Source organism: Paenibacillus typhae (assembly GCF_900099765.1).
GTDB lineage: Bacteria > Bacillota > Bacilli > Paenibacillales > Paenibacillaceae > Paenibacillus_AQ > Paenibacillus_AQ typhae.
The window spans coordinates 23,208-45,432 of the sequence record NZ_FNDX01000028.1 but is presented as its reverse complement, the minus strand read 5'-3'; the positions used below and the strand labels follow the sequence as shown (position 1 = coordinate 45,432).

The window sequence follows — 22,225 nt, the reverse complement described above, 5'->3', positions numbered from 1 at the left end:
AGTGGAATAAGAAATCTATGATCTGAGAAATATGAATTTTAGCCCAAGCCCTCCGGCTGCCCCTAGAGCCAGGCTAACCCAAGGCGAGACTGTAATGACAGGAAACAGATTATCAAGCAAGGCACCGGCAAAGATGACGACAACGGCTATAGCAATGTAGATGCCAAGTGCCTTGATATTAAAGGTTCTGAACCCCGGTGCATCATTCTCTGACAGAGAAGACATCCAGCGCACCAGCAGCTCCATCAGCACAATGGAGCCGAAACCTACGAGAATCAGCGTGAATACACTGATCTTGCTGAACAGGTCCGCAGAGCTTCCGCTCCATTTCGCAATAAGCCCGCCGACGGCCAGCACGGAGAACATCAGGGTTAATGCCGTCCAGGCAATCATCAGATAATAGTTCAGTTTGCTGCGTTCAGGCCGGGCAGGAACACTGTCCATAATGTCTTTGAAATATTCCTCCGGGCTCTCCCCGAAGATCTGTTTGGCGTTTCGGCCTTTACTCTGGCCCTGCAGCAGCAGACGGGCAGCTTCAAGCAGCAGCTCCTCCGCCCGGACCCGCTCCACACGGCTGGCCCGCATGGCCAGAATCATATCCTCAAAATAAGAACGGTTAAACGGTGTCATCTGCTCGCGTAAGGCATTATTTTCCTTCATCATAGCTTTAACTTTCATAGCCGAATTATAAACCTCCAGGTATCGGGTAAGCACAAAAGCCTTCAACCTAGAGTATACGTTTGCCCGGCTGTTGTGTGCAAGGACAACCCTCTGGCTGGTATGAATAATCTATTTTGGAAGAGTAAACACTAAACTTGTGATTAGCTTCACAAATCGGGTAACAAGGAAGGGGCAGGTAACGTTATGGGTTATGAGGACAAAAAACAGGCAGGGACATTTGTCGGTGACGGCTTCGCGCCTGCAGAGAACAGCGGAGTCGGCGATTGGGGAGCCTCTGACGGCTATAGCTTATGGGATGCAGCAGGTCAGGATACGGTGACAGGCTTCGAGGATTGGGAAGGACGCCAGGAGACCCACGATATGTTTCACAGCAGCTACGAGTGAGTATAGCAGCGTAATGCTTCAGCCTCTTTGTGCTCAATAGAGCGGAAGAGGTTTTTTTAGTGTTGGCCGGCGCTGTCCGCTTCACTGAATATATTCTTGTCTGGAGACCGCATAAGTGTAATACTGTTGACAAAAGGACTAGGGGAAGTATAATTAAGATATTAATCACACTAAGTTAATCGGAATAATTATACATTGGAACGGCGTTTCTTTAAGAGGAGGATACAGCAATGGAGCGGAATATTGTAATCCGGTATGAACAGGAAGAGCTTACAGCTAGCATACATTATCCATCACGGGAAAAGGGAGCCACCGGGCGCTGCAAGGACCGGGTACCGCTGGCCGTTATCTGCCACGGGTTCGTAGGCAACCGGATCGGTGTGGACCGGATCTTTGTTAAGGCAGCGCGCGAGCTGGCCCGGGACGGTTACATGGTCATCCGCTTTGACTATGCAGGCTGCGGCGAGAGCAGCGGGAATTACGGTAGCCAGGACATCGAGTCGCTGATTGCCCAGACCCGTGCAGTGCTGGATTACGGAATCAGCTCCGCAGATATTGACCCGCAGCGCGTTACGCTGATCGGCCACAGTCTAGGCGGGGCAGTAGCGCTTCTGACGGCCGTCCGTGACCGCCGGGTGAAGAATCTGGTGTTATGGGCCGCGGTCGGCTACCCGTTCAATGATATTGTGAAGATTGTCGGCAGGGATGCCTATGACCGCTCTGTTAAGGAAGGCGCTGCTGATTATGCCGGCTACTCCTTTACTCCGGTGTATTTCAATTCCCTGGCGGCCTTCCAGCCGTTCCAGGAAGCGGGTAAATTCAGCGGGGATGTGCTGGTTATCCATGGAACCTCTGATGATGTCATTCCTGTGGATTATGCATTCCTGTACCAGAAGCTGTTCTGGACCCGCCCTGAGGGGCGCTGCGACAAGGAAATTATTTTCCAGGCTGACCACACCTTCTCGTCAGGACCGGCGCAGGAGCAGGTGCTGAAGCGTACCAAGGAATGGATGAACCAGCAGGAGCATTTGCAGCAGGAATGGCAGAACTGGATGATCTAGTATGCTGTTCGCATTCCGCGCCGATTAGCGGTAGAATAAAGGGGCAGACCATATACTGGGTTACGGAGGTAGGCTCCTATGAAATTACCGGCATTTTTCATTGCGCACGGCTCACCGCTCCTTGCATTGGAGGATAACGAATACACCCGTTTTCTGGAGCGCCTTGGCCAGGATCTGGGGAAGCCCAGGGGCATCGTAGTTTTCTCTGCACATTGGGATAGTCCCGAACAACTGATTACAGTAGATGCACAGCATGAAGCGCAGCATGATTTCTATGGATTTCCGGAAGAGATGTATTCGCTGGCTTATCCGGCCCCTGGTGATCCTGCACTAAGCGGCCGGATTTCCGAGCTTTTCGGTAAAGGAAATCTTTCGCACCAGCCGGTTCTGGGCCGGGGGCTCGACCATGGCGTATGGGTCATCCTCAGCAAAATGTTCCCGCAGGCAGATATTCCGGTCGTGGCCTTATCCGTTGATTCTCTGCGTTCACCCAAGGAGCAATATAAGATTGGACAAATGCTTGCTCCGCTGCGCGAGGAAGGGATTCTGCTGCTGGGCAGCGGCGGGCTCGTCCATAATCTGCGGATGCTGAAGGAGGATGACCAGCCAGAGCCGTGGGCACTGGAGTTTGACGCCTGGCTGGCTGAAGGGCTGCAGAATTGGGATCTGCCTTCACTGTTTGCCTATGAGAAGAAGGCGCCGCATGTGCGGGCCGCCGTTCCATCCTACGGCAAGGAGCATTTCGTCCCGCTGTTCTATATCATGGGAACGGCTGATGCCGGCAGGCAGGCGCAGCTGATGATTCAGGCCTATCAGTACGGAACCTTAAGCCTGAATTGCTGGATGGTCGATTAATGTTAAATAATATTAGCTTAGGATACAGCCGATATAGAGGCTGTATCCTTTTTTTTGCGTCTCCTTCAAGACAAAGGGGACGGGCTGTGCTTAAATGGTAGAAGATATCCAAAATTACCCGCCTCGCCTATCCCTTTGTTTATCTAGTATAAGTTTAAAAAAATATAGCTCCAATCTTAGGAGGTAAAAAGGATATGAAAATAAACCGCAGCTCAACCCGGCTGCTCACCGGGCTTATGCTTGCTTCAATGCTGCTCTCTGCCTGCGGAGGCGGGGAGGCAGCGCCGGAGGCATCTCCGTCGGCAGTGGCGACGGCATCGCCGCAGCCGAGTGAACGGCCCGAGCCTTCGCCGACTAAGGCTCCCCCGGTGCGGCAGCTGTCCGGATTAACCGGGCTGCCGGTGCAGGAAGGCAGCCTGACGCGGCCGCTCGCGGTAATGATCAACAACGCGCCGGCCGCCCGGCCGCAGTCGGGCATCAGTGAAGCGGATGTCCTCTATGAGGTGCTGGCGGAGGGCGGAATTACACGGCTGATCGCGATTTTTCAGAGCCACACGGGCGTAGTCAAAATCGGCCCGGTCCGCAGCATCCGCCCGTATCTGATCGACCTCGGCGAGAGCTACGGCGCAGTAACGGTGCATGCGGGAGGCAGTCCCGCGGCGTATGCGATTCTTCAGCGGCAGAAGAAGGCGGATATGGACGAGATCGGCAACGCCGGCGCTTATTTCTGGCGTGACAAGGAGCGCAAGGCACCGCACAATCTGTACAGCAATACAGCCAAGCTGCTGGAGGGGGCAGAGAAGCTGGGCTATTCGGACAGCATAGAGGTTCCTTCCTATGTATTTACTGATCCGGACTATCTGCCGACGGAGGGGGCGGCTGCAGCAGAGCTGAAGGTCCATTATCTGCTTCAGAGCTATACGGTAGGGTATAAATACGACACAGAGCGCCGAACCTATGCGCGGCTGGTCAACGGTAAGGCGCATCTGGATCTGAACAATAATAATCCAGTGGAAGCGGCTAATATTATGGTAATTGGGGCAGACCATAAGGTATTGGACGATATCGGCCGGCTGCAGATAGATGTCGAGCTGGGCGGAGAGGCCCTGCTATTTCAGCGCGGAACCGTCATTTCAGGAAAGTGGGCGCGAAAGCCGGACGATATGATCCGTTTTGTGAAAAACGATGGAACCGAAGCCTTGATGTATCCGGGAATCACCCATGTCCTGATCGTGCCGAACAGCCCGTCTTTTGCAAGTCATGTAGAATATACGGCAGCATCAACTCCGGAATGAATGTGAACGAAAAATGACGGTTCAAGGAAATGTCATCTGAGTTCGAGGAAAATGTTAATATAGCGTAAAAAAGTTCGCTTTTTTTTCTTCTATCCCCAGTTCGGATATGATAAGATAACAAGGGTTGTCATCCATTTTCATGCTGCTTACATTTTGGATGGCATTCCGGACTCTCACGGCAATTTTATGTAAAGGGGTTTAAGGGAAATGAAGTTGAAAAAGAAGGATATTTTCTTTGAGACATTGGAAAATATGGCGGATACGATCGTTCAGTCAGCTGATTACTTCGCTCAGAACATCAGCAGTCTCCGGGAAAATATCGATACGTTTGCTTCGGTGATGAAGAAATACGAATCCCAGTGCGACTCCTACACGCACACTGTCATCAAGGAGCTGAACAAGACGTTCATCACTCCGCTTGAGCGTGACGATATTATGGATTTGATCACCAGCATGGATGATGTGATGGACGGTCTGGAGGCTTCTGCTTCACGTTTCTATATGTATAACCTGCTGGATGCTGATGAATATATCGTGCAGTTTGCCGAAATTCTCCGCCAGTCTGCCTATGAGATTCAAAAAGCGGTACATTTGCTTTCCCAGAAGAAGCTGCTGGCGATTCGCGAATATACCATCCGCCTGAACGACCTGGAGAACCAGGGTGATGAAGTACTGCGGATCTGCACCAAACATCTTTTCGAAACGGTCAAGGACCCTATTGAGCTGATCAAGCGCAAAGAGCTCTATGAGCGGCTGGAGACGACTACGGATAAATGCGAGGACGTAGCCAACATGCTGGAATCGATCATCATGCGCAACTCATAAGGGGCTCTAGGATATGGAAACATCATTATTCATGCTGGGTTTTGTTATCTTTCTTGCACTGGCCTTTGACTTTATCAACGGCTTCCATGATACAGCGAACGCAATCGCCACATCCGTCTCGACCCGCGCGCTTAAACCGCGTACCGCTATCATCCTTGCAGCACTCATGAACTTTGTCGGGGCGCTGATGTTTACAGGAGTAGCCAAAAAAATCGGCGGAAGCATTACCGATCCGACCCTGCTGGATAACGGGATAGATATTGTAGCTGCGACCCTGATTGCAGCCATTATCTGGAATCTGGTCACCTGGTGGTTCGGGATTCCGTCCTCCTCCTCCCATGCCCTGATCGGCGCTTTGGCCGGTGCGGTATATGTCGGAGCCGGCTCGGATCATATTAAATGGAACGGCTTCATTGAAATCGTGGAGGGACTTATTTTCTCCCCGCTGATTGCTTTTGTGATCGGTTATATTGTAATGACGATCCTGAAATGGGTATTTGCCAAGCGCAGCCCGCATACCGTCAATAAAGGCTTCCGCTCGATGCAGGTTATTACAGCTGCCCTGCAATCCTTTACACACGGTACGAATGATGCCCAGAAAGCGATGGGGATTATTACGTTTGCACTGGTCACCTCGGGACGTCTGGATACAATGGAAGTGCCGCTGTGGGTAAAAATTGCAGCTGCAACCTCGATGGCTCTCGGAACCTCAATCGGCGGATGGAAGATCATCAAGACGATGGGGACGAAGATTTTCAAGATCGAGCCGATCAACGGCTTCGCAGCGGACATGTCTGCTGCATCCGTTATTTTTACCGCTACTTTACTGCACCTGCCCGTCAGCTCGACGCATGCCATTACCTCGGCGATTCTCGGCGTAGGTTCGGCCAAGCGTTTCTCTGCCGTTAAATGGGGAGTTGCCGGACGGATCATCGTTACCTGGTTTATTACCATTCCGATCAGCGCAGTGCTGGCCGGATTGATCTGCAAGCTTTTCTTCTAAAATAGAACGATGCTTAAGATGTCATGGAGGCCACGAACGGCTGCTGACATCTTTTTTTGTTATACATATTTTTGTAAATGGGAAGACACCGTGAGGTGTCTTTTTCGCTTTACAAGAGAAAAGGTCACAAAAAGTCACATCATTTCGATAAAAAACATTAATTGGGGCAAAAAGAAAATGAAATATCTCACTTTCAGAAAAGAAAATGACATGAAATTTTACAGTAAATCGTAGGATAATGTAGGATTCGGTAGTCTTCGCAGTAAGGTGTGTTTTAAGTGTTACCATAGCTGACAATTAGCAGCTTGCAGAATCATGTAACTTTAGAAGCCTGTAAAGGAGGACTGTCGTTGATTGATTTTCATCAGGTAGAGAAGCATTACGGGCATTTCCATGTGCTTAAGAATATTGACCTGCATGTCAGTGAGGGGGAAGTAGTCGTTGTAGTCGGCCCTTCCGGGTCCGGAAAAAGCACGATGCTGCGCTGCATCAACCGGCTGGAGACGATAACCAGCGGCGGACTGACTGTTGACGGAATAACGGTAAATGAGCGTAAGACGGATATTAACAAGCTGCGCAAGGAGATCGGGATGGTGTTCCAGCATTTCAATCTGTATCCGCATAAAAAGGTGATCGACAACATTACCCTGGCACCCGTAAAGGTACTTGGCCAATCCAAGGCGGAAGCGGAGAAAACGGCCATGTATTATCTGGAGAAGGTCGGGATTGCCGATAAGGCACAATCGTATCCGTCCCAGCTGTCCGGCGGACAGCAGCAGCGCGTCGCTATTGCCCGGGGGCTGGCGATGAAGCCGAAGATTATGCTGTTCGATGAGCCAACCTCGGCGCTTGATCCGGAAATGGTCGGCGAGGTGCTGGATGTTATGCGTGCGCTGGCCCGCGAGGGAATGACGATGGTGGTCGTGACACATGAAATGGGCTTTGCCAAAGAGGTTGCTGACCGGGTGATCTTTATGGATCAGGGGCAGATTGTGGAGGAAGCGGCACCCGCAGAATTCTTCGCTAGTCCCAAGGAAGAACGGACACGCACGTTTCTCAGCCGTGTGTTAAGCCATTAACCAAATATACAGATTACGGGGAGGAAGAGAAATGATTAAGATCAAGAGCATCAAATGGGTAAGCCTGCTGCTGGTTGCTGCACTATTCGTCATTGCCGGCTGCGGCAATAACAACAACGCCGGAAATTCCGCTGCAGCGGGCGGCAATGCTGCCGGGGAATCCACAGATTCCGCAGCAATCGCCAAAATCAAGGAACGCGGCAAGCTGCTGGTCGGTGTGAAGTACGATACCCGGCTGTTCGGGCTTAAAGACCCTGCTTCCGGCAATGTGGAAGGCTTCGATATCGATATTTCCAAGGCGATTGCGAGGCACATCCTGGGTGACGAAAATGCGATTGAGCTAAAGGAAGTAACGTCCAAGACTCGCATTCCGATGCTGAACAACGGCGAGATTGATATGGTTGTTGCTACAATGACCATCACAGAAGAGCGCAAGAAGGAAGTAGACTTCTCCGACGTATACTTCCAGGCCGGCCAGTCCCTCCTGGTTAAAAAGGGAAGCCCGATCACCGGACTTGAAAGTGTAACGAAGGATACAAAGATTCTCGGCTCCAAGGGCGCCACTTCGATCAAGAATATTAAAGAGAAGGTTCCGGGCGTAACCGTGCTGGAATTCGATAACTACCAGGATGCATTCGCAGCCCTGAAAGCCGGCCAGGGAGATGCGCTGACTACGGATGATGCGATCCTCTACGGGATGGCTGCCCAGGATGACGGCTACGAGGTTGTAGGCGAGCCGTTCACCGATGAGCCGTACGGCATTGCCGTGCAAAAAGGGAACTCCGATGTTGTTCAGGCCATTAATGATACATTGGCTGAACTGAAGGCTAACGGCGAATATGATGCCATTTATACAAAGTGGATCGGTAAAGCTCCGGCGAAATAAGTCTGAGAGCGTTCTGCCTATAGGAATCAGCGAAACGGTACCCGGCCTGAACAAGGACGGCTCTGCCGTTTCTTCTTGTAAAAAGGGAGAGGGATCAGGTACGAAGCGGATAAGCACTAACTATTATTTTGCAGGCAAGGGTAGGTGAGAGTGATGGATTTTTCGATATTAACGGATTATTTCAGCCTGTATCTGGAGGGCTTCTGGGGAACTGTGCTGTCCAGTGTGCTGGCGCTGATCGGCAGCTTTGTGCTCGGCGCCATTATCGCCGTCTTCCGAATCACACCGGTCAAGGGGCTGCGCTGGTTCGGAACGGGGTATGTTGAGTTTGTGCGCAATATTCCGCTGCTGCTCGTAGTGTATGTGTTCTATTACGGGCCATCGGCGCTCGGCTTTACACTCGACGGCTTCACGGCAGGGACTATCGGGCTCGCGGTATACACCTCGGCATTCATTGCCGAAGCCATCCGTGCCGGTATTATGGCTGTCCCCAAGGGCCAGATGGAGGCGGCACGTTCGTCCGGCCTGAGCTATATCCAGACCATGACGAATGTGATTCTGCCTCAGGCCATCAAGCTGGTCATACCGCCGCTGGGCAACCAGTTCATTAACCTGATTAAAAACTCGTCCGTACTTACAATTGTCGCCGGATTTGACCTGATGTACTTCGCGGACAGCATTTCCACGGAGACGTACCGCACATTCGATACTTATATTTTTGTAGCGGTATTCTATCTGGTGCTCACTGTGCCGCTGAGCTATGGCGTGCGGGTATGGGAGCGAAGATTGCAGCGTAAGTACTAGAACGAAAGCACCTGAGGAGGGATAGTATGGATTTTGCCGGTGCATTTTCGCCCGCTAATTTAGGATTTTTGATGGACGGCCTGTATATCACGCTGATTGTGGCGTTTGTGTCGATTATTCTGAGCTTTGTCATCGGGGTAGTTGTCGGTGTAATCCGCTATGCGGAGGTTCCGGTGCTCTCACCGGTCATGTTCTTTCTGGTGGAGCTCATCCGTAACCTGCCGCTGCTGCTGATCATATTCTTCGTGCGCTTCGCGCTGCCGGAGGTAGGGATCAAAATGGGGCTGACCGCCGCCGCGATCGCCGCCCTTACGGTGTTCGAAGCGGCGATGATTGCCGAGATTGTGCGCGGGGGATTAAACGCAGTTGATAAAGGCCAGATTGAAGCCGCACGCTCGTCCGGTCTCAGCAGCTTCCAGACCCTGTGGCATATCGTGCTTCCGCAGGGGCTGCGGCATATGGTACCGCCGCTGGTCAGCCAGTTCATCTCGCTGCTCAAGGATACGTCGCTGGCGACGATCGTCGCGCTGCCGGAGCTGATGCATAATGCGAAGATTGTTATGGGCCAGAAGGAGAGCTTTACTATTCCGATTCTGATCATGGTGGCTCTGATGTATTTCGTTGTTAATTACCTGCTGTCGCTGATTTCCAAACGGCTGGAGCATAAAACAGCATAATTTCCGGAAAAAGTATGTCAGGTATATAAAAGAAATCAAGGTTATGGTAGTATAGTTGACAACATCATAAGCAGGAGTAGTGATGATGGGACAATCTATACTCAAAAACAGAGCTGTACAGATACTCATGGCAGCTTTTGGTACAGCGATAGCCGGAGAATTCAAAATCAATCCGTTTGACGGCGATGTTTTCCGGATTGCCTTAGGCAGCAGCGCGTTTCTGCTGTTTTTGCTTTTAATGAGGCATCTGCCTTATATTACGACAGGGATTGTCACGGGAATAGTGGTCCTGCTGTTCCGCACCGGGATGGATGCTATAGGAAGCGGCGGAGCTTCGGCTATTGAGAGCCTGACCATCCATTTCTCGGCCATGGTCTATTATATGGTATTTGCATTGCTGATGAATCTGATCAAAAGCCGGATTGATACGTTCCACCCGCTCGTATTGGGCGGGGCTGCAGCCGTAATTGATCTTCTGTCGAACGAAATGGAGCTGCTCACCAGGCTGATTGTGCTGGACTCGGCCTCCTTCCGGCTGAATGAATGGACATTTCTGATGGCGATCGCTGTCATTCGTACCTATTTTACAACCGGAGTATACAGCAGTATCTCCGTCAGCCAGCTGCGGATCAAGCAGCGCGAGCAGAACCGGCGGATGGAGCAGATGCTGAGCTTCAGCTCAGGGCTGTACGGTGAGGTCTTTTATCTTGAAAAATCAATTGGTACCCTGGAGCGTGTTACGTTAAGCAGTTACGATCTGTACCGCAGTTTTAAAGCCGAGGAAGCGTTGCAGCCGTACAGCCGGCAGGTGCTCGACATCACCCAGGAGATTCATGAAGTGAAGAAGGATTCACAGCGCATTCTGGCGGGGCTGGTGAAGCTGGTGGACCGTGAGGTGACCGGAGATCTTCCGCTGTCTGTCATTATGAAGTTTACTATGAAGAGCAATGCCAAATACGCAGAAATGCTGGGCAAACAGATTGAGTTCACGCTGAATATGACCTCTGACTATACTACCGCCAGCTATACTCCCTTGTTGACTCTGCTTGGTAATCTTACAGCTAATGCGGTTGAAGTGATAAAAGGGAAAGGCAGCATCACCCTGGATGTGCATGAGGAAGGGGATTATACCGTCTTTACCGTGGCTGACAGCGGCGGCGGCATTAAGGACCGTGACCGTGAGCTGCTGTTCGAGCCGGGCTTTACGACCAAGTTCGATCAGGAGGGCGTGGCGGCTACGGGAATCGGGCTGTCGCATGTGCAGGATATTGTCGATTTATTCGCCGGGCAGATCACCGTTGAGCCAGTCTCGGAGCTTGGAGGGGCCAGGTTCCAGATTAAATTGCCGGCAAGCGGGCTGCGGAAGGAGGAGTAGGGGATGCCATTATCGTTTTGTATTGTGGATGACGATGCAACGGCCAGAAGAATGCTGCAGCATATTATCGAAGACAGCGGGCTTGGAGAAGTGGTTGGCACAGCCGAAGGCGGCCAGGACGGTGTACGCCTGATTCTGGAGGAGCGTCCCGACATCGTGCTGATGGATCTGCTTATGCCGGATCAGGACGGCATTGAGACGATCGATTCCCTGCAGGCCCAGGGCTGCCGCTCCAAGTTCGTGATGATCTCGCAGATCGAGAACGGCGATTTGGTCGGCCGTGCCTACCGCAGCGGCATCGAATTCTTCATCCGCAAGCCAATCAACAAAATCGAGGTTGAATCGGTGCTGCATAAGGTGAATGAGCGCTATGCGATCAACCGCTATCTGGATGAGATCAAGTCAAGCCTCGGCAAGCTGGAGGGATTGCAGTTTGGCATGGCGCAGACGGCGGTGAACAAACGGACCGTGAAGGAGATTGTCCAGCCGATTCTGATGAATATGGGCATGATCTCCGAGGGCGGCAGCCGTGACATCATCCTGATGATGGAGCTGGTGGCGGCCAGAGAGGATAACCGCACGCTTCCGCCGCTCAAAGAGCTGTACGAGATGGCCGCAGCCACTTACAAATCCTCACCCGCAGAGGCTGCCAAGGAAGTGAAGGCGATTGAGCAGCGGCTGCGCCGCGCCTTGTCCGCGGGGCTGGCCAACCTGGCTTCGATCGGCCTGACCGATTACGGCAATCCGAAGTTTGAGCACTACGCGCCGCTCTATTTCGATTTCGAGGAGGTCCGGCTGAAGATGAAGGAGATCGAGCTGGGCCGGGATTCCGGCAAGGTAAAGGTCAACATCAAGAAGTTCCTGCAGGTGCTGCACCTGGAGCTGCTGGAGGGCTTGGGGCGTTGAGGAGCGGATGGTAAGTATGCGAATAAGGTGGATGTGTACAGGAGCAGGCTTTTGATCAGCTGTATATGTAACATTGCTGTATTGTGCACCCTATCATCAGACTAAGTGGAAATTTGCCATCTAATTTCCCGTTCAAGCCCATAATCAGATAACTAATTGCAAAAACGCCACTTATTTTCGCCAAAATCGCAACCACAGCTCTAATTGGCCCGAAATAGGTGGCGTTTTTCCATCTAATTGTCCTAAACGCCGTGAAATAGGGAAATTAAGTGGCGAAAATCCAACTAGCTGATAGGACTTCTCGCATACAACTAACTTTTACACCGGGTGCAGAGTTGTAGCGGCTCTATGTACCCAAATAAGGCTTCCTGAACTGCTGAACTGCGCTCTGGGGCTCTTTTTTTTGTGCAGAAAAGTCTATAGCAGTCTGTAATTTGGGCGCAGGCCGTCTCATGCTGTACAATAGTAGCATTAGAGCGCTGCAGTACTTGGAAGCAGGAGTAAACGGAGGTCTCATTCATGATACGTACACTGGCGGTAACCCATCAGGGGGAGGTGCTGACCGGCCTGCCGCTTGAGGGCATTGTAATGGCTGATTATGCCTGGATTTGGGCGGATTTTGATGCACCGACGCCTGAGGAGACAAGGCTGCTGGACAGCTATTTTCACTTTCATCCCCTGGCGATTGAGGATTGTATGCACACCCTGCAGCGGCCGAAGCTGGATTATTATGAGGACGTGCAGTTTTTTGTGCTGCATGCGCTCAATGAGCAGACGCTGGAGGCGGAGGAGGTGGACCTGTTCCTGAGTTCAGGCTTTCTCGTATCCTACCACCACCAGCAGAAGCCGGAAATGGACGAAGCCTGGGAGCTGGTACAGGCGGAAATTCACAGCCGCAAAGGCTGGTCGGGAGGCCCGGTGGCTGCGGCCTATACGGTGATGGACAAGCTGGTCGACCGGTATTTCCCGAGCCTGTACAATCTGGAGGACGAGCTGGCAGATTTGGAGGGCATGGGTGAAAAAGAATCCGTGGAGGAGCTGATGAGCCAGGTCTTCCGGGTGCGCGGGCGGCTGCTGAAGCTGCGGCGGACCATTGTACCGATGCGCGACCTGATGTACCGGATCGTCAACTCCCAGCATGTGCAGAGCAACGGGGAGGAGCGGATCTACTTCGGCGATATCCATGACCATCTGCTGAAGCTGACCGACATGATCGAGGTGGACCGCGAAATGACCGCCGATCTGCGGGACAGCTACATTTCGCTCAACTCCAACCGGATGAATTCGATTATGAAGACGCTGACCGTTATCACCACTGTCTTTATGCCGCTGACGCTGATCGCCGGCATCTACGGGATGAACTTCCGGGTCATGCCGGAGCTGGACTGGACATACGGGTATCCGGTCATTCTGCTGGTGATGCTGGCACTCGGGGGAAGCATGTTCCTCTGGTTCCGGCGGAGCGGCTGGTTTAAGTAGAGGACTTCCCTGCAAAGTGATCCCTTACATGAAAGCAGACTCAGGTGCTTTTCGGTGACTAGGGTATGTACAATGTAAAAGCTAAACGCCACCGCTAAGAGCGGCGGCGTTTAGCAGAGGATGGGGAGGACTTCCGGCGGTTTTTGGGTTTGGCCGGAGCTTTGCGGCGCTGCTTGGCGGGGCGTCTTTTTTTGCGTTTGGGCTGATACATGGCGGCATCCTCTTCGGCTGCCAATGAGCCTGAGCCTTTCTTTTTGCCGAAAGTGCCCATAACCAGCTTCACCATCGGTGCCATCTGCTGAAAGCCCTCGACCACCTTCTGCACCTTGCCCATCGAGCTTACAATCCCGTCGATCCCGCCCATCCGGTCAATAATTCCCTTGATCTGCTCCATGTTGGCCAGGTTGCCGAGATTCCCGAGATTGCCCAGCAGTCCGCCGGCTTTGGGAGCTGCTTCAGCGGCGGCAACAGGCACGGCAAGTGCCGTATCCGCAGCTTCTGCCCCGAGTGCGGGCAGCATTACGCCTTCAATCGGGGGAGGCGGCTGGACGTAGGAACCGATGCCGGGATAGCCTGACGGAGCATATGAACCGGCTAATGAGCGCCCGTCCCGGCGGGAATGATTATAGTAATGATGAGGCATAACATCACATTCCTTCGTTATTGGTTTGCTATACTGTATGTCATGGGCGAACATAAGGTATAGACAAACGCCCGGGTAACCGGGATAAGAGCGGAAAAGGGCGGATGCCCAGAGGGATGGGGCGGAAGTGAAGAAACCGTGTCCATGCTTGATTTTCAGAGGTTATGTAGTACTATAGTTAAGGCGGTAAATCCTATCAGATGCAGATAGAGTATAATCCAAATTGAATATAAGATGTGCGTATGGGGTGGACAAATGTCCGTCATTTTCGTTCTTTACAGCGTGAAATCGTTAATGCTTGAAAAAACTGCCCCAGTGCAATATAGTAGAGGCAAGATAGTCTTGTTGATTTTACAGCTTTAATGCTTTAAAGCCAGTTTTGGATAATGCTTAATCCGTGAAGATGATGCTGACCAAACTTTTTAGGGGATGATTTACGATGCAGCTTAAGAAGCTAAACGATAAAAGTATTGACCAATTATTCGAAGCCATTTTGACACTTAAAAATATGGAAGAATGCTATGTCTTCTTCGACGATCTGTGCACCGTGAACGAGATTCAGTCGCTGTCACAGCGTCTTGAGGTTGCGCGTATGCTGGGCAAGGGTTCTACATACAATCAGATCGAAGCCGAGACCGGAGCAAGTACAGCCACCATCTCCCGCGTGAAGCGCTGCCTCAATTACGGCAACGACGGCTACAAAATGACGCTGGAACGTCTGGGGCGCTAACATCATGAAGCCGGGCGTTCTAATCATCAGTCACGGCTCCCGGGATACAGCCTGGGTTAAGATTGTCGATGAAGCAGTGAACCAGTTATCGCTTGAGGAGGCGCTGCCGGTGGCAGTGTCTTTTCTGGAGCTGGTGGAAGGCCGCCTGATTCAGGACGGAATAAATGAGCTTGAACATGCAGGGGTCACAGACATTGTTGTGGTCCCCTTGTTTGTTTCATCGGGCAGTACGCATATAGATGAAATAGCATATGCACTGGGCGCGAAGCCTGCGCCGGAGCGCGAGACCGATCTTGAGCCGTTCACCGTGCAGGCGAACATCCACTTCGGCTATCCGGTCGATGACGACCCGGACATTGCCGTTATGCTCTGGGACAAGCTGCGTGAGCTGTCGGTCCGTCCGGAGCGGGAGATGATCCTGCTCGTCGGACACGGCAGCCCGCACGACGGCTTCCGCCAGCGCTGGGAAGCGGGCATCTCCTCCCTGGCCGCGCGGGTGCGCGCTGTCAGCGGTGTAGCAGCGGCGGATTACGGCCTGCTGAGCGTCGGAACGGTACGGGAGCGGGCGGAATACTGGATAGGGCAGGGCTACGATGTGCTGGTGGCTCCGCTCTTTTTGAGTGAGGGGTATTTCACCAAGGTCGTTCTTCCCGGGCAGCTTCAAGGACTTGCGTATGCCTATAACGGCCGGACGCTGCTGCCGCATCCGCTGCTGCCGCACTGGATTGAGCAGCAGGTACGTGTGATGCTGGAGCAGGTGCGCGGGCAGTAAAGTAACACTTTTTATGGAATGAAAACGGGTGCTGCCGCATAGATATATTTAGATAGCCTGCTGATGAAGGATGCTTGGTATAGCAAAAAAGTTTGGCTGCTTCGCCTCCAACATTGCTTGTAGGGTGCGGAATTGGGTATAATCAGTAAGGTTATCTATTTCTAATACACAGGTGGCGTTCCGGTAATGAAAACTGCGAGATTGATTTATAATCCCACTTCTGGACGGGAAGAAATGAAAAGACGACTCGCCGACATTTTGGAGCGGCTGGATATTGGCGGCATTGAAGCCTCCTGCCATGCCACAACCGGGGAAGGCGATGCTACGGCGGCAGCGGCTGAGGCCGTTGAACGCGGCACCTATGATCTGATCATAGCGGCCGGCGGCGACGGTACCTTAAATGAGGTCATTAACGGGATGGCAGAGAAGCCTAACCGGCCTCCGCTTGGTGTAATGCCGCTGGGTACGACCAATGATTTTGCCCGGGCGATGGGTATTCCGAAGAACTGGGAGGATTCCTGCGATCTGATTCTGCGCCAGGAGTCGCGCCTGATTGATCTCGGCAAAGCCAACGACCGTTATTTCATTAATATAGCCGGCGGCGGACGCCTGACCGAGCTGACATACGAGGTTCCGAGCAGACTGAAGACGATGATGGGCCAGCTTGCTTACTACCTGAAGGGTATCGAGAAAATGGCCAGCCTGTCGCCGCAGGAGCTCTACATCCGTGCGAACGGCCAGGAGCTGATCCATGACGAGTTCATGCTGTTCCTGATCGCCAACACCAACTCCGTCGGCGGCTTCGAGAAGCTCGCTCCGGATGCCCGGATCGACGACGGCCTGTTCGATGTGATTGCAGTCAAGAAATGTAATCTTGCCGAGTTCATCCGCCTGGTCACCCTGGCCATCCGCGGCGAGCATCTGCAGGATAAGAAAGTGGTGTACTTCCGTACCGACGCAATGGAGGTTACCTCCCCGGGCTACGTCCAGCTGAACCTGGATGGTGAGCTTGGCGGTACCCTGCCGGGCAGGTTCGAGATTCTGCCCCAGCATCTGCGGATCTTTGCCCAGAATCACTAAGGCAATGGGTTATTAAAGAGCGAGAGAAGATAAAGCTCCACTTGATTCGTGCGGTGGCCCGCCGGGTCAGCTGGAGCTTTTGTAATGGGAATAACACGGTTTGAACCGGTGGATGATACGTCTTAGAACGATAGATGAATATATGGTTAATTATTAGCATCATTAATAGTGAAGATCATGAAAGAAGTGAGTATATAACAATGAGTAAACACCGCAGCGGACGCCGGGGTGGCAGCCGGGAAGCTTCGGCGCCTGCCGCCGATCTGCCAGTGAACAAGAATGATGAGGTTATGCTCGACATCATCGGCATGACCCATGAAGGCGAAGGGGTAGGCCGGGTGGAGGGCTTTACCCTCTTTGTGCAGGGCGCCCTGCCCGGTGAGAAGGTGCAGGCCAAGGTGCTTAAGACCAAGAAGCAGTACGGCTATGCCAAGCTGCTGAAGCTCGTACAGGCGAGCAGCGACCGCATCGCGCCGCCCTGCGACATCTACGACCAGTGCGGCGGCTGCCAGCTGCAGCACATGGACTACACCGCGCAGCTGGCTTGGAAACGCCAGCTGGTGGTGGACAACCTGCAGCGGATCGGGAAGCTGCAGGTTGCGGGGGCGCCGGGTAGAGGCGCTATGGCCGGAAGCGGAGGCGCGGAAGGAGCAGCAGAGGCCTCGGGGCTGGCTGAGGGAGCGGGTGCGGATGCGGGTGGAAGCGCAGATGCGAGTGGGAGTGCGGATGCGGGCGAAATCGCAGATGCAAGTGCCCGGGAAGCGCAGGCTGACGGCATCATCGTCCGCCCAACCTTGGGCATGGACGAGCCTTGGCGCTACCGCAACAAGGCCCAGGTGCCGATCGGCGTCACCGAAGGCGGCCTGGTCGGCGGCTTCTATGCCCGCGGCAGCCACCGGATCGTCGATATGGAGACATGCCTGATTCAGCATGAGCATAACGACAGCGTCGTAGCTGCGGTGAAGGGCATCGGCAGAGAGCTCGGCATCTCCGCTTATAGTGAAGAAACCGGCCGCGGCCTGCTCCGCCACGTCGTCGTGAAGAAGGCCTTCCGCACCGGCGAGATGATGCTCGTCCTCGTAACCAACGGACGCGACATCCCGCACCTGGACGCCTGGCTCGGCAGCATCCGCGAGCAGCTGCCGGATGTAGTCAGCATCTGCCAGAATGTGAATACCCAGCGCACGAACGTGATCTTCGGTAACGAAACCCGCGTCCTGTGGGGCAGAGATGTGATCTACGATTACATCGGAGATGTACAGTTCGCGATCTCAGCGCGTTCCTTCTATCAGGTGAACCCGGCACAGACCGAGGTGCTGTACGGCAAAACCGTAGAATACGCCGGACTGACCGGCAACGAAACCGTCATCGATGCCTACTGCGGCATCGGGACAATCTCTTTGTTCCTGGCCCAGCATGCGGCTAAGGTATACGGCGTAGAGATTGTGCCCGAAGCAATTGAAGATGCGCGCGGAAACGCGAAGCTTAACAATATGAACAATGTAGTGTTCGAGGTAGGGGCTTCCGAGGATGTCATCCCTAACTGGAAAGAGCAGGGCGTCACGCCGGACGTAATCGTCGTCGATCCGCCGCGTAAGGGCTGCGATCCGCGGTTGCTGGATACGATCCTGCAAATGCAGCCGGAGCGGGTAGTGTATGTGTCATGTAATCCATCGACACTTGCAAGGGACTTGCGGGTGCTGGAGGATGGCGGGTATAAGACGGTGGAGGTTACGCCGGTGGATATGTTCCCGCATACGGTGCATGTGGAGAGTGTGGCTTTGCTGGTGAAGAGTGGGACAGTGAAATAAACCCTTTATTTACTTGCATTTTCAATATGGTACAGATTGAAAATATTGGTGGTACAGATGTCGTAGAACTGACTTGATGTAAAATTGATGTAAAAATTCACCGAATTACAGCCTAAATGAAAAGAAGAAACCAGAAAAACTTGATATGATCCCCTATAGTAGACAGAAAAAAGCAAGCCGTTTAATCTGTCTACTATGGAGGGGATTTTTTTATGGGCGATATGAGAAGAACATACGATGAGAAGAACAAGAAAAAGGAAGTTGATCTCTATCTCAAAAAGGGGTTGGGATATAAGAGTTTGGTACGGGAAATGGGAATCGACGATACTTTGGTTCGACGATGGGTGAAGCACTTTGAGGTAGAGGCATTAAAAGGCCTTGAAGAAAAAGAGGGAAGGCCAAAGGACTCGGATTGGGCAGACCCCTCATACGTCCCTAAGATCCAGAGGCCAAGATTAAGCGCTTCGAGGCAGAAAATATATGCTAAAAAAGCTCTTACAGATGTGAAAGGAGGAATGGACGGACGCTGTTCCGAGCAGCAAAAAGTTTACAGTGATTAAGGTATTGCTTCATAAGAAATACAACCTTACCCTGCTATGCAATCTGGCTTTGGTATCTAGAAGTGGTTTTTACAAGTGGTTGAACCGGCAATCGTTCGTTTCACCGAAGCAACGCGAAGACGAAGCCCTGAAGCTTAAAATTGTTGAATGCCACTAGAAGCTCAAAGGCATTTATGGATACCGCAGAGTGAAGGTATGGCTAAAGAGTGCCTACGTCATCCACGTGAATCACAGGCGTGTACAGCGACTCATGGGCGAACTAGGGCTTTAAGCTATTCGGAGGAAGAGGGCCTATTACGGTAAGAAAGAGGCTTACATGATCTCTGACAACCATCTGAATAGAGAGTTTACAGCAGACCAGCCCAACCAAAAGTGGGTTACGGATATTACTTATCTTATCTTTAATGGGCATAGTCTGTATTTGTCTGCGATTAAAGATATGTTTAACAATGAAATTGTAGCGTACCAGATTAGTCCGAGAAATGATTTGAAGCTGGTGTTTGATACGGTCAAAAAGGCGAGAAAATGGCGGGACACTAAAGGTGTTCTTTTACACAGCGACCAAGGATTTCAATACACTAGCTGCCAACACAGTAAACTACTAGAGCTATATGCGAGTATGTCCAGAAAGGGTAACTGCTGGGACAATGCCATTATGGAGAACTTCTTCGGCCATTTTAAATCCGAGTGTTTCTACTTCCACTTCTTTCACTCTGCTAAGCAGGTGAAGCATGCTGTGCAGCAATACATACGCTTTTACAACCATACACGTTTCCAAACGAAACTAAACAACCTGAGTCCTTATGAATACCGAACTCAGGCTGCTTAAATATTGCCTTTTGTTTAATGTCTACTTGACAGGGGGCACTTCAACTCCTGTGCGTCTTCTTTTTTGTGCTTGTACAAAATCAGATATAAATACTGATTTAAATGAAAATGTTAAAAGAACAGGCTCCAATATAAAGTCAACGGCATTATTGAACTTGGAAGTAAAGTCCTAGAATACCGTTAGTTCAAGTATGTTAATACTCAATTTAGCATATATATTTATCAAAGTTTCGAGTCAGTACTAATGACTAAATGGTTTATGTATAAACTCACTTTCTAGAATTTGAAGAATTGTGTCCTGGTCTTTTACATCAGAAAATTCAGTTATATTGGTCGGACTATAGTACTCAGCGTGTCTGCGCTCTGAACCAATGTCCGTTATATAATATCCGATTCCTGTAGCAAGATGTGTATTTGTTATTATATCTGCCTTAACCTCTAATAAAAGTGTGCGCTTGTACTTTTTGATAAACTCTTTCACTGCAAGCTCAACATTAGTCATTTGATAATTTAGTGCAGCAGAACCGCAAAATAGATTATCTTTGCTCTGTGCTACTTGATTAGACGCCATAGAGAAAGCAATTAAGTGACACCAGTGCCATTCGATGCTAGTACCAGATTTAACTGTTAGCTTACTACTTTTTATTAATTTATCAGCATGATCTTTGGCACTTTCCCCCATTATTGTACTAGCCCATGGCTCCCGTTTTCTCAGATGCACCTTGTCAAACTCTTCCAATTCTTCATAACTTAAAGTATGCTTCTTTTCTTTTTGGTCCCATTCCCAAGTTGTATCATAATTAAATTCTATTCCTGAGTTAGTTCGCGTTCTACTATGATAATGAACAACTCCCGAACGTACAAATTCATATTTCGAAGGATAAAACTCCAAAGTACCAATTTGAATTACTTTAGGTATATTAAACATATAGTGAGGGTAACAGACAATAGGCCAATTTAGTATTTTGTATGCGTATTTTCCATCAGGACCTACTATATCGTAGGGTGTACCTTTATATTCCTCAAAACCAACAAGATCGGTTACTTTTTGGTTATCAACATCATAAACAACATATTTATTTGATATAGTACGTGCATTATACTTATCCATATTTGTCACAATTAATTCACCTTCTTATATTTATTATGAGTATTCATAGAAATGATAAAATTATTCTTAATATTTGATTCAACATCAACAATACCTTTAAGTTAAATAACATTTTATTTTTAAAATTAATGAATTTTGGTTAATCAGTTACTCAGCTTTACTCGTAAATATTTCGTACATGTTTCTTCGATTAGGATCATTTGATAAGTTATATTGAATGAATTCCCAACAATTTTTTATATTATTATTATCTGTGTGCAGTTCAATATTAGGCATACTATCAAATTCCAAATCTAGTTCGACTGACATACAATTATAATCCAAATCGTAATACTGCTTATATCCCGTATGCTCAGTACTTGGGAAGTTTTCGATGAAATTAGTATTGTAGTAGGGTTTGAAATAATTTATTATTGCAGCTTCTGTAATATTTATAACTTGTTCTTCAACAGGCAAATTACTTAGAACCTTTTCTAAGTGTTTTTGATCTTCTTCATCACTGGTCCCATATTCCTGAGAAATACCATCAAATGTAGTGTTTAATAAAGGGGTCATTTCAAGGAGAAGCAGGTATATCCTTTTATCTGGATATTTACTGTGGAAATCGGTTAAAATCTTCTGTAATGTTGAATGAGCTGACAATCTATCTTGTGCTAATCTTTGACCATTAGCACCAAAAGATTTTCCTATATATAAAACTTCCATCTTCAACGGAAGCCAATTTTCTTGCAGATGCTTATTAAGTACAAGCTGGATATCTAAAGGTGTATCAAATAAATTTAAGAATTCGCTCTCACTGAAGTTAATTCTTTCTTTGTTGTTATTAAAAAAATTCAATAGTATTTCTCTATCAATATGATAATCCAATTTGTCGAATGGATACCGGATGTCATACTTAATTTCTCTATGATCAATCCCAGGTAGCATAGAGAAGTTACTGATTTCGTAACTCTCTTGATACTCTGGGTTAATTCCTTTTAAAGTACACTTAAATCCTTCTTTATTTACAATGAAACTTTCTTTATCGATAATCACTCTTGGGATAGATAAAATTCCGTAGATATGGTATTTAGCATTCCTTTGCACTTTTTCTAAGTGTTCAACTGGTACGATTGTTTTATAAGATGTAAAAACATTAAGACCGAATTCCGTAAAATATTTTCTCATTTTCTCACTCCTGCTTTCGTTATGATTATTTCTCCTAACTTCTTATGTACTAATTACATAAATAACTCCATATGTTGACTGTTTGCAAAATTATTAAGCTATCCTGCCAGTAGCTTATAGTGGCTCTTAATTTTAATACTATATTTTCTAATTGTATGTAATTTATTATGCATTAAGATACTTTATTCTTCTGATAATATTTCACTACCTATT

General features: G+C 49.9%; 24 protein-coding genes. 20 read left to right on the top strand and 4 right to left on the bottom strand.

Annotated features, from left to right (window positions below; genetic code table 11):
• Nucleotides 1-15 precede the first annotated feature (15 nt).
• Nucleotides 16-678: a DUF1129 family protein gene (locus BLR64_RS20030; protein WP_090716839.1), complete on the bottom strand. Its 663-nt coding sequence runs from the start codon at nucleotides 676-678 to the stop codon at nucleotides 16-18.
• 186 nt (nucleotides 679-864) lie between these two features.
• Here BLR64_RS20030 and BLR64_RS20025 point away from each other — a divergent pair, with 186 nt between their 5' ends.
• From BLR64_RS20025 to corA, 13 genes are all read left to right on the top strand, one after another.
• Complete coding sequence (locus BLR64_RS20025; RefSeq protein ID WP_090716837.1) at nucleotides 865-1,065, top strand: hypothetical protein; 201 nt, start codon at nucleotides 865-867, stop codon at nucleotides 1,063-1,065.
• Between the two features lie 230 nt (nucleotides 1,066-1,295).
• Entirely contained in the window at nucleotides 1,296-2,126 is an 831-nt protein-coding gene (locus BLR64_RS20020) for an alpha/beta hydrolase family protein (protein ID WP_090716836.1), read from the top strand.
• 78 nt (nucleotides 2,127-2,204) lie between these two features.
• Nucleotides 2,205-2,981, top strand: coding sequence for a DODA-type extradiol aromatic ring-opening family dioxygenase (locus tag BLR64_RS20015; RefSeq protein WP_090716834.1), 777 nt, complete (start codon nucleotides 2,205-2,207; stop codon nucleotides 2,979-2,981).
• A 194-nt stretch (nucleotides 2,982-3,175) separates the two neighbouring features.
• Nucleotides 3,176-4,276 carry a DUF3048 domain-containing protein gene (locus tag BLR64_RS20010; protein WP_090716832.1) on the top strand — a complete coding sequence of 367 codons (1,101 nt, stop codon included), beginning with the start codon at nucleotides 3,176-3,178 and terminating at the stop codon, nucleotides 4,274-4,276.
• 207 nt (nucleotides 4,277-4,483) lie between these two features.
• Nucleotides 4,484-5,101, top strand: coding sequence for a DUF47 domain-containing protein (locus BLR64_RS20005; protein ID WP_068725998.1), 618 nt, complete (start codon nucleotides 4,484-4,486; stop codon nucleotides 5,099-5,101).
• A 13-nt stretch (nucleotides 5,102-5,114) separates the two neighbouring features.
• Nucleotides 5,115-6,104 (top strand): inorganic phosphate transporter, encoded by a 990-nt coding sequence (locus BLR64_RS20000; RefSeq protein ID WP_090716830.1) that lies wholly within the window; start codon nucleotides 5,115-5,117, stop codon nucleotides 6,102-6,104.
• A 350-nt stretch (nucleotides 6,105-6,454) separates the two neighbouring features.
• Nucleotides 6,455-7,183: an amino acid ABC transporter ATP-binding protein gene (locus tag BLR64_RS19995; protein WP_090716829.1), complete on the top strand. Its 729-nt coding sequence runs from the start codon at nucleotides 6,455-6,457 to the stop codon at nucleotides 7,181-7,183.
• A gap of 31 nt (nucleotides 7,184-7,214) precedes the next feature.
• Complete coding sequence (locus BLR64_RS19990) at nucleotides 7,215-8,069, top strand: glutamate ABC transporter substrate-binding protein (RefSeq protein ID WP_090716827.1); 855 nt, start codon at nucleotides 7,215-7,217, stop codon at nucleotides 8,067-8,069.
• A gap of 150 nt (nucleotides 8,070-8,219) precedes the next feature.
• Nucleotides 8,220-8,873, top strand: a complete 654-nt coding sequence (locus BLR64_RS19985; RefSeq protein WP_068726045.1) for an amino acid ABC transporter permease — start codon at nucleotides 8,220-8,222, stop codon at nucleotides 8,871-8,873.
• A gap of 26 nt (nucleotides 8,874-8,899) precedes the next feature.
• Complete coding sequence (locus BLR64_RS19980; protein WP_090716826.1) at nucleotides 8,900-9,550, top strand: amino acid ABC transporter permease; 651 nt, start codon at nucleotides 8,900-8,902, stop codon at nucleotides 9,548-9,550.
• An 82-nt stretch (nucleotides 9,551-9,632) separates the two neighbouring features.
• Nucleotides 9,633-10,925 (top strand): sensor histidine kinase, encoded by a 1,293-nt coding sequence (locus BLR64_RS19975; protein WP_244157780.1) that lies wholly within the window; start codon nucleotides 9,633-9,635, stop codon nucleotides 10,923-10,925.
• 3 nt (nucleotides 10,926-10,928) lie between these two features.
• Nucleotides 10,929-11,831, top strand: a complete 903-nt coding sequence (locus BLR64_RS19970; RefSeq protein WP_090716823.1) for a response regulator — start codon at nucleotides 10,929-10,931, stop codon at nucleotides 11,829-11,831.
• A 519-nt stretch (nucleotides 11,832-12,350) separates the two neighbouring features.
• Nucleotides 12,351-13,310 carry a magnesium/cobalt transporter CorA gene (corA, locus tag BLR64_RS19965; RefSeq protein WP_090716821.1) on the top strand — a complete coding sequence of 320 codons (960 nt, stop codon included), beginning with the start codon at nucleotides 12,351-12,353 and terminating at the stop codon, nucleotides 13,308-13,310.
• A gap of 94 nt (nucleotides 13,311-13,404) precedes the next feature.
• Here the strand turns inward: corA and BLR64_RS19960 are convergent, their stop codons facing one another.
• The gene (locus BLR64_RS19960; RefSeq protein WP_090716820.1) at nucleotides 13,405-13,953 is read right to left on the bottom strand and encodes a hypothetical protein; all 549 of its coding nucleotides are present in this window, start codon (nucleotides 13,951-13,953) and stop codon (nucleotides 13,405-13,407) included.
• 439 nt (nucleotides 13,954-14,392) lie between these two features.
• Between BLR64_RS19960 and BLR64_RS19955 the strand changes: the two genes are divergently transcribed.
• From BLR64_RS19955 to BLR64_RS19925, 7 genes are all read left to right on the top strand, one after another.
• Nucleotides 14,393-14,683 carry a YerC/YecD family TrpR-related protein gene (locus BLR64_RS19955; protein ID WP_039869680.1) on the top strand — a complete coding sequence of 97 codons (291 nt, stop codon included), beginning with the start codon at nucleotides 14,393-14,395 and terminating at the stop codon, nucleotides 14,681-14,683.
• Between the two features lies 1 nt (nucleotide 14,684).
• Nucleotides 14,685-15,455, top strand: a complete 771-nt coding sequence (locus BLR64_RS19950) for a sirohydrochlorin chelatase (RefSeq protein WP_090716819.1) — start codon at nucleotides 14,685-14,687, stop codon at nucleotides 15,453-15,455.
• A gap of 186 nt (nucleotides 15,456-15,641) precedes the next feature.
• On the top strand, nucleotides 15,642-16,535 hold the full coding sequence (locus BLR64_RS19945; protein WP_068725980.1) for a diacylglycerol kinase: 894 nt from the start codon (nucleotides 15,642-15,644) through the stop codon (nucleotides 16,533-16,535).
• A gap of 200 nt (nucleotides 16,536-16,735) precedes the next feature.
• Nucleotides 16,736-18,346 carry a 23S rRNA (uracil(1939)-C(5))-methyltransferase RlmD gene (gene rlmD, locus BLR64_RS19940; protein WP_090716817.1) on the top strand — a complete coding sequence of 537 codons (1,611 nt, stop codon included), beginning with the start codon at nucleotides 16,736-16,738 and terminating at the stop codon, nucleotides 18,344-18,346.
• A gap of 212 nt (nucleotides 18,347-18,558) precedes the next feature.
• Nucleotides 18,559-18,906, top strand: a complete 348-nt coding sequence (locus BLR64_RS19935) for a helix-turn-helix domain-containing protein (RefSeq protein WP_244157779.1) — start codon at nucleotides 18,559-18,561, stop codon at nucleotides 18,904-18,906.
• A 169-nt stretch (nucleotides 18,907-19,075) separates the two neighbouring features.
• Nucleotides 19,076-19,177, top strand: coding sequence for a helix-turn-helix domain-containing protein (locus BLR64_RS31270; RefSeq protein WP_090716816.1), 102 nt, complete (start codon nucleotides 19,076-19,078; stop codon nucleotides 19,175-19,177).
• Nucleotides 19,178-19,180: 3 nt separating this feature from the next.
• The gene (locus BLR64_RS19925; protein WP_279615476.1) at nucleotides 19,181-19,735 is read left to right on the top strand and encodes an IS3 family transposase; all 555 of its coding nucleotides are present in this window, start codon (nucleotides 19,181-19,183) and stop codon (nucleotides 19,733-19,735) included.
• Nucleotides 19,736-19,975: 240 nt separating this feature from the next.
• On the opposite strand, the gene BLR64_RS19920 is transcribed toward BLR64_RS19925, so the two are convergent.
• Nucleotides 19,976-20,854 (bottom strand): hypothetical protein, encoded by an 879-nt coding sequence (locus BLR64_RS19920; protein ID WP_090716813.1) that lies wholly within the window; start codon nucleotides 20,852-20,854, stop codon nucleotides 19,976-19,978.
• 138 nt (nucleotides 20,855-20,992) lie between these two features.
• Nucleotides 20,993-22,012: a hypothetical protein gene (locus tag BLR64_RS19915; RefSeq protein ID WP_090716811.1), complete on the bottom strand. Its 1,020-nt coding sequence runs from the start codon at nucleotides 22,010-22,012 to the stop codon at nucleotides 20,993-20,995.
• Between the last annotated feature and the right edge of the window lie 213 nt (nucleotides 22,013-22,225).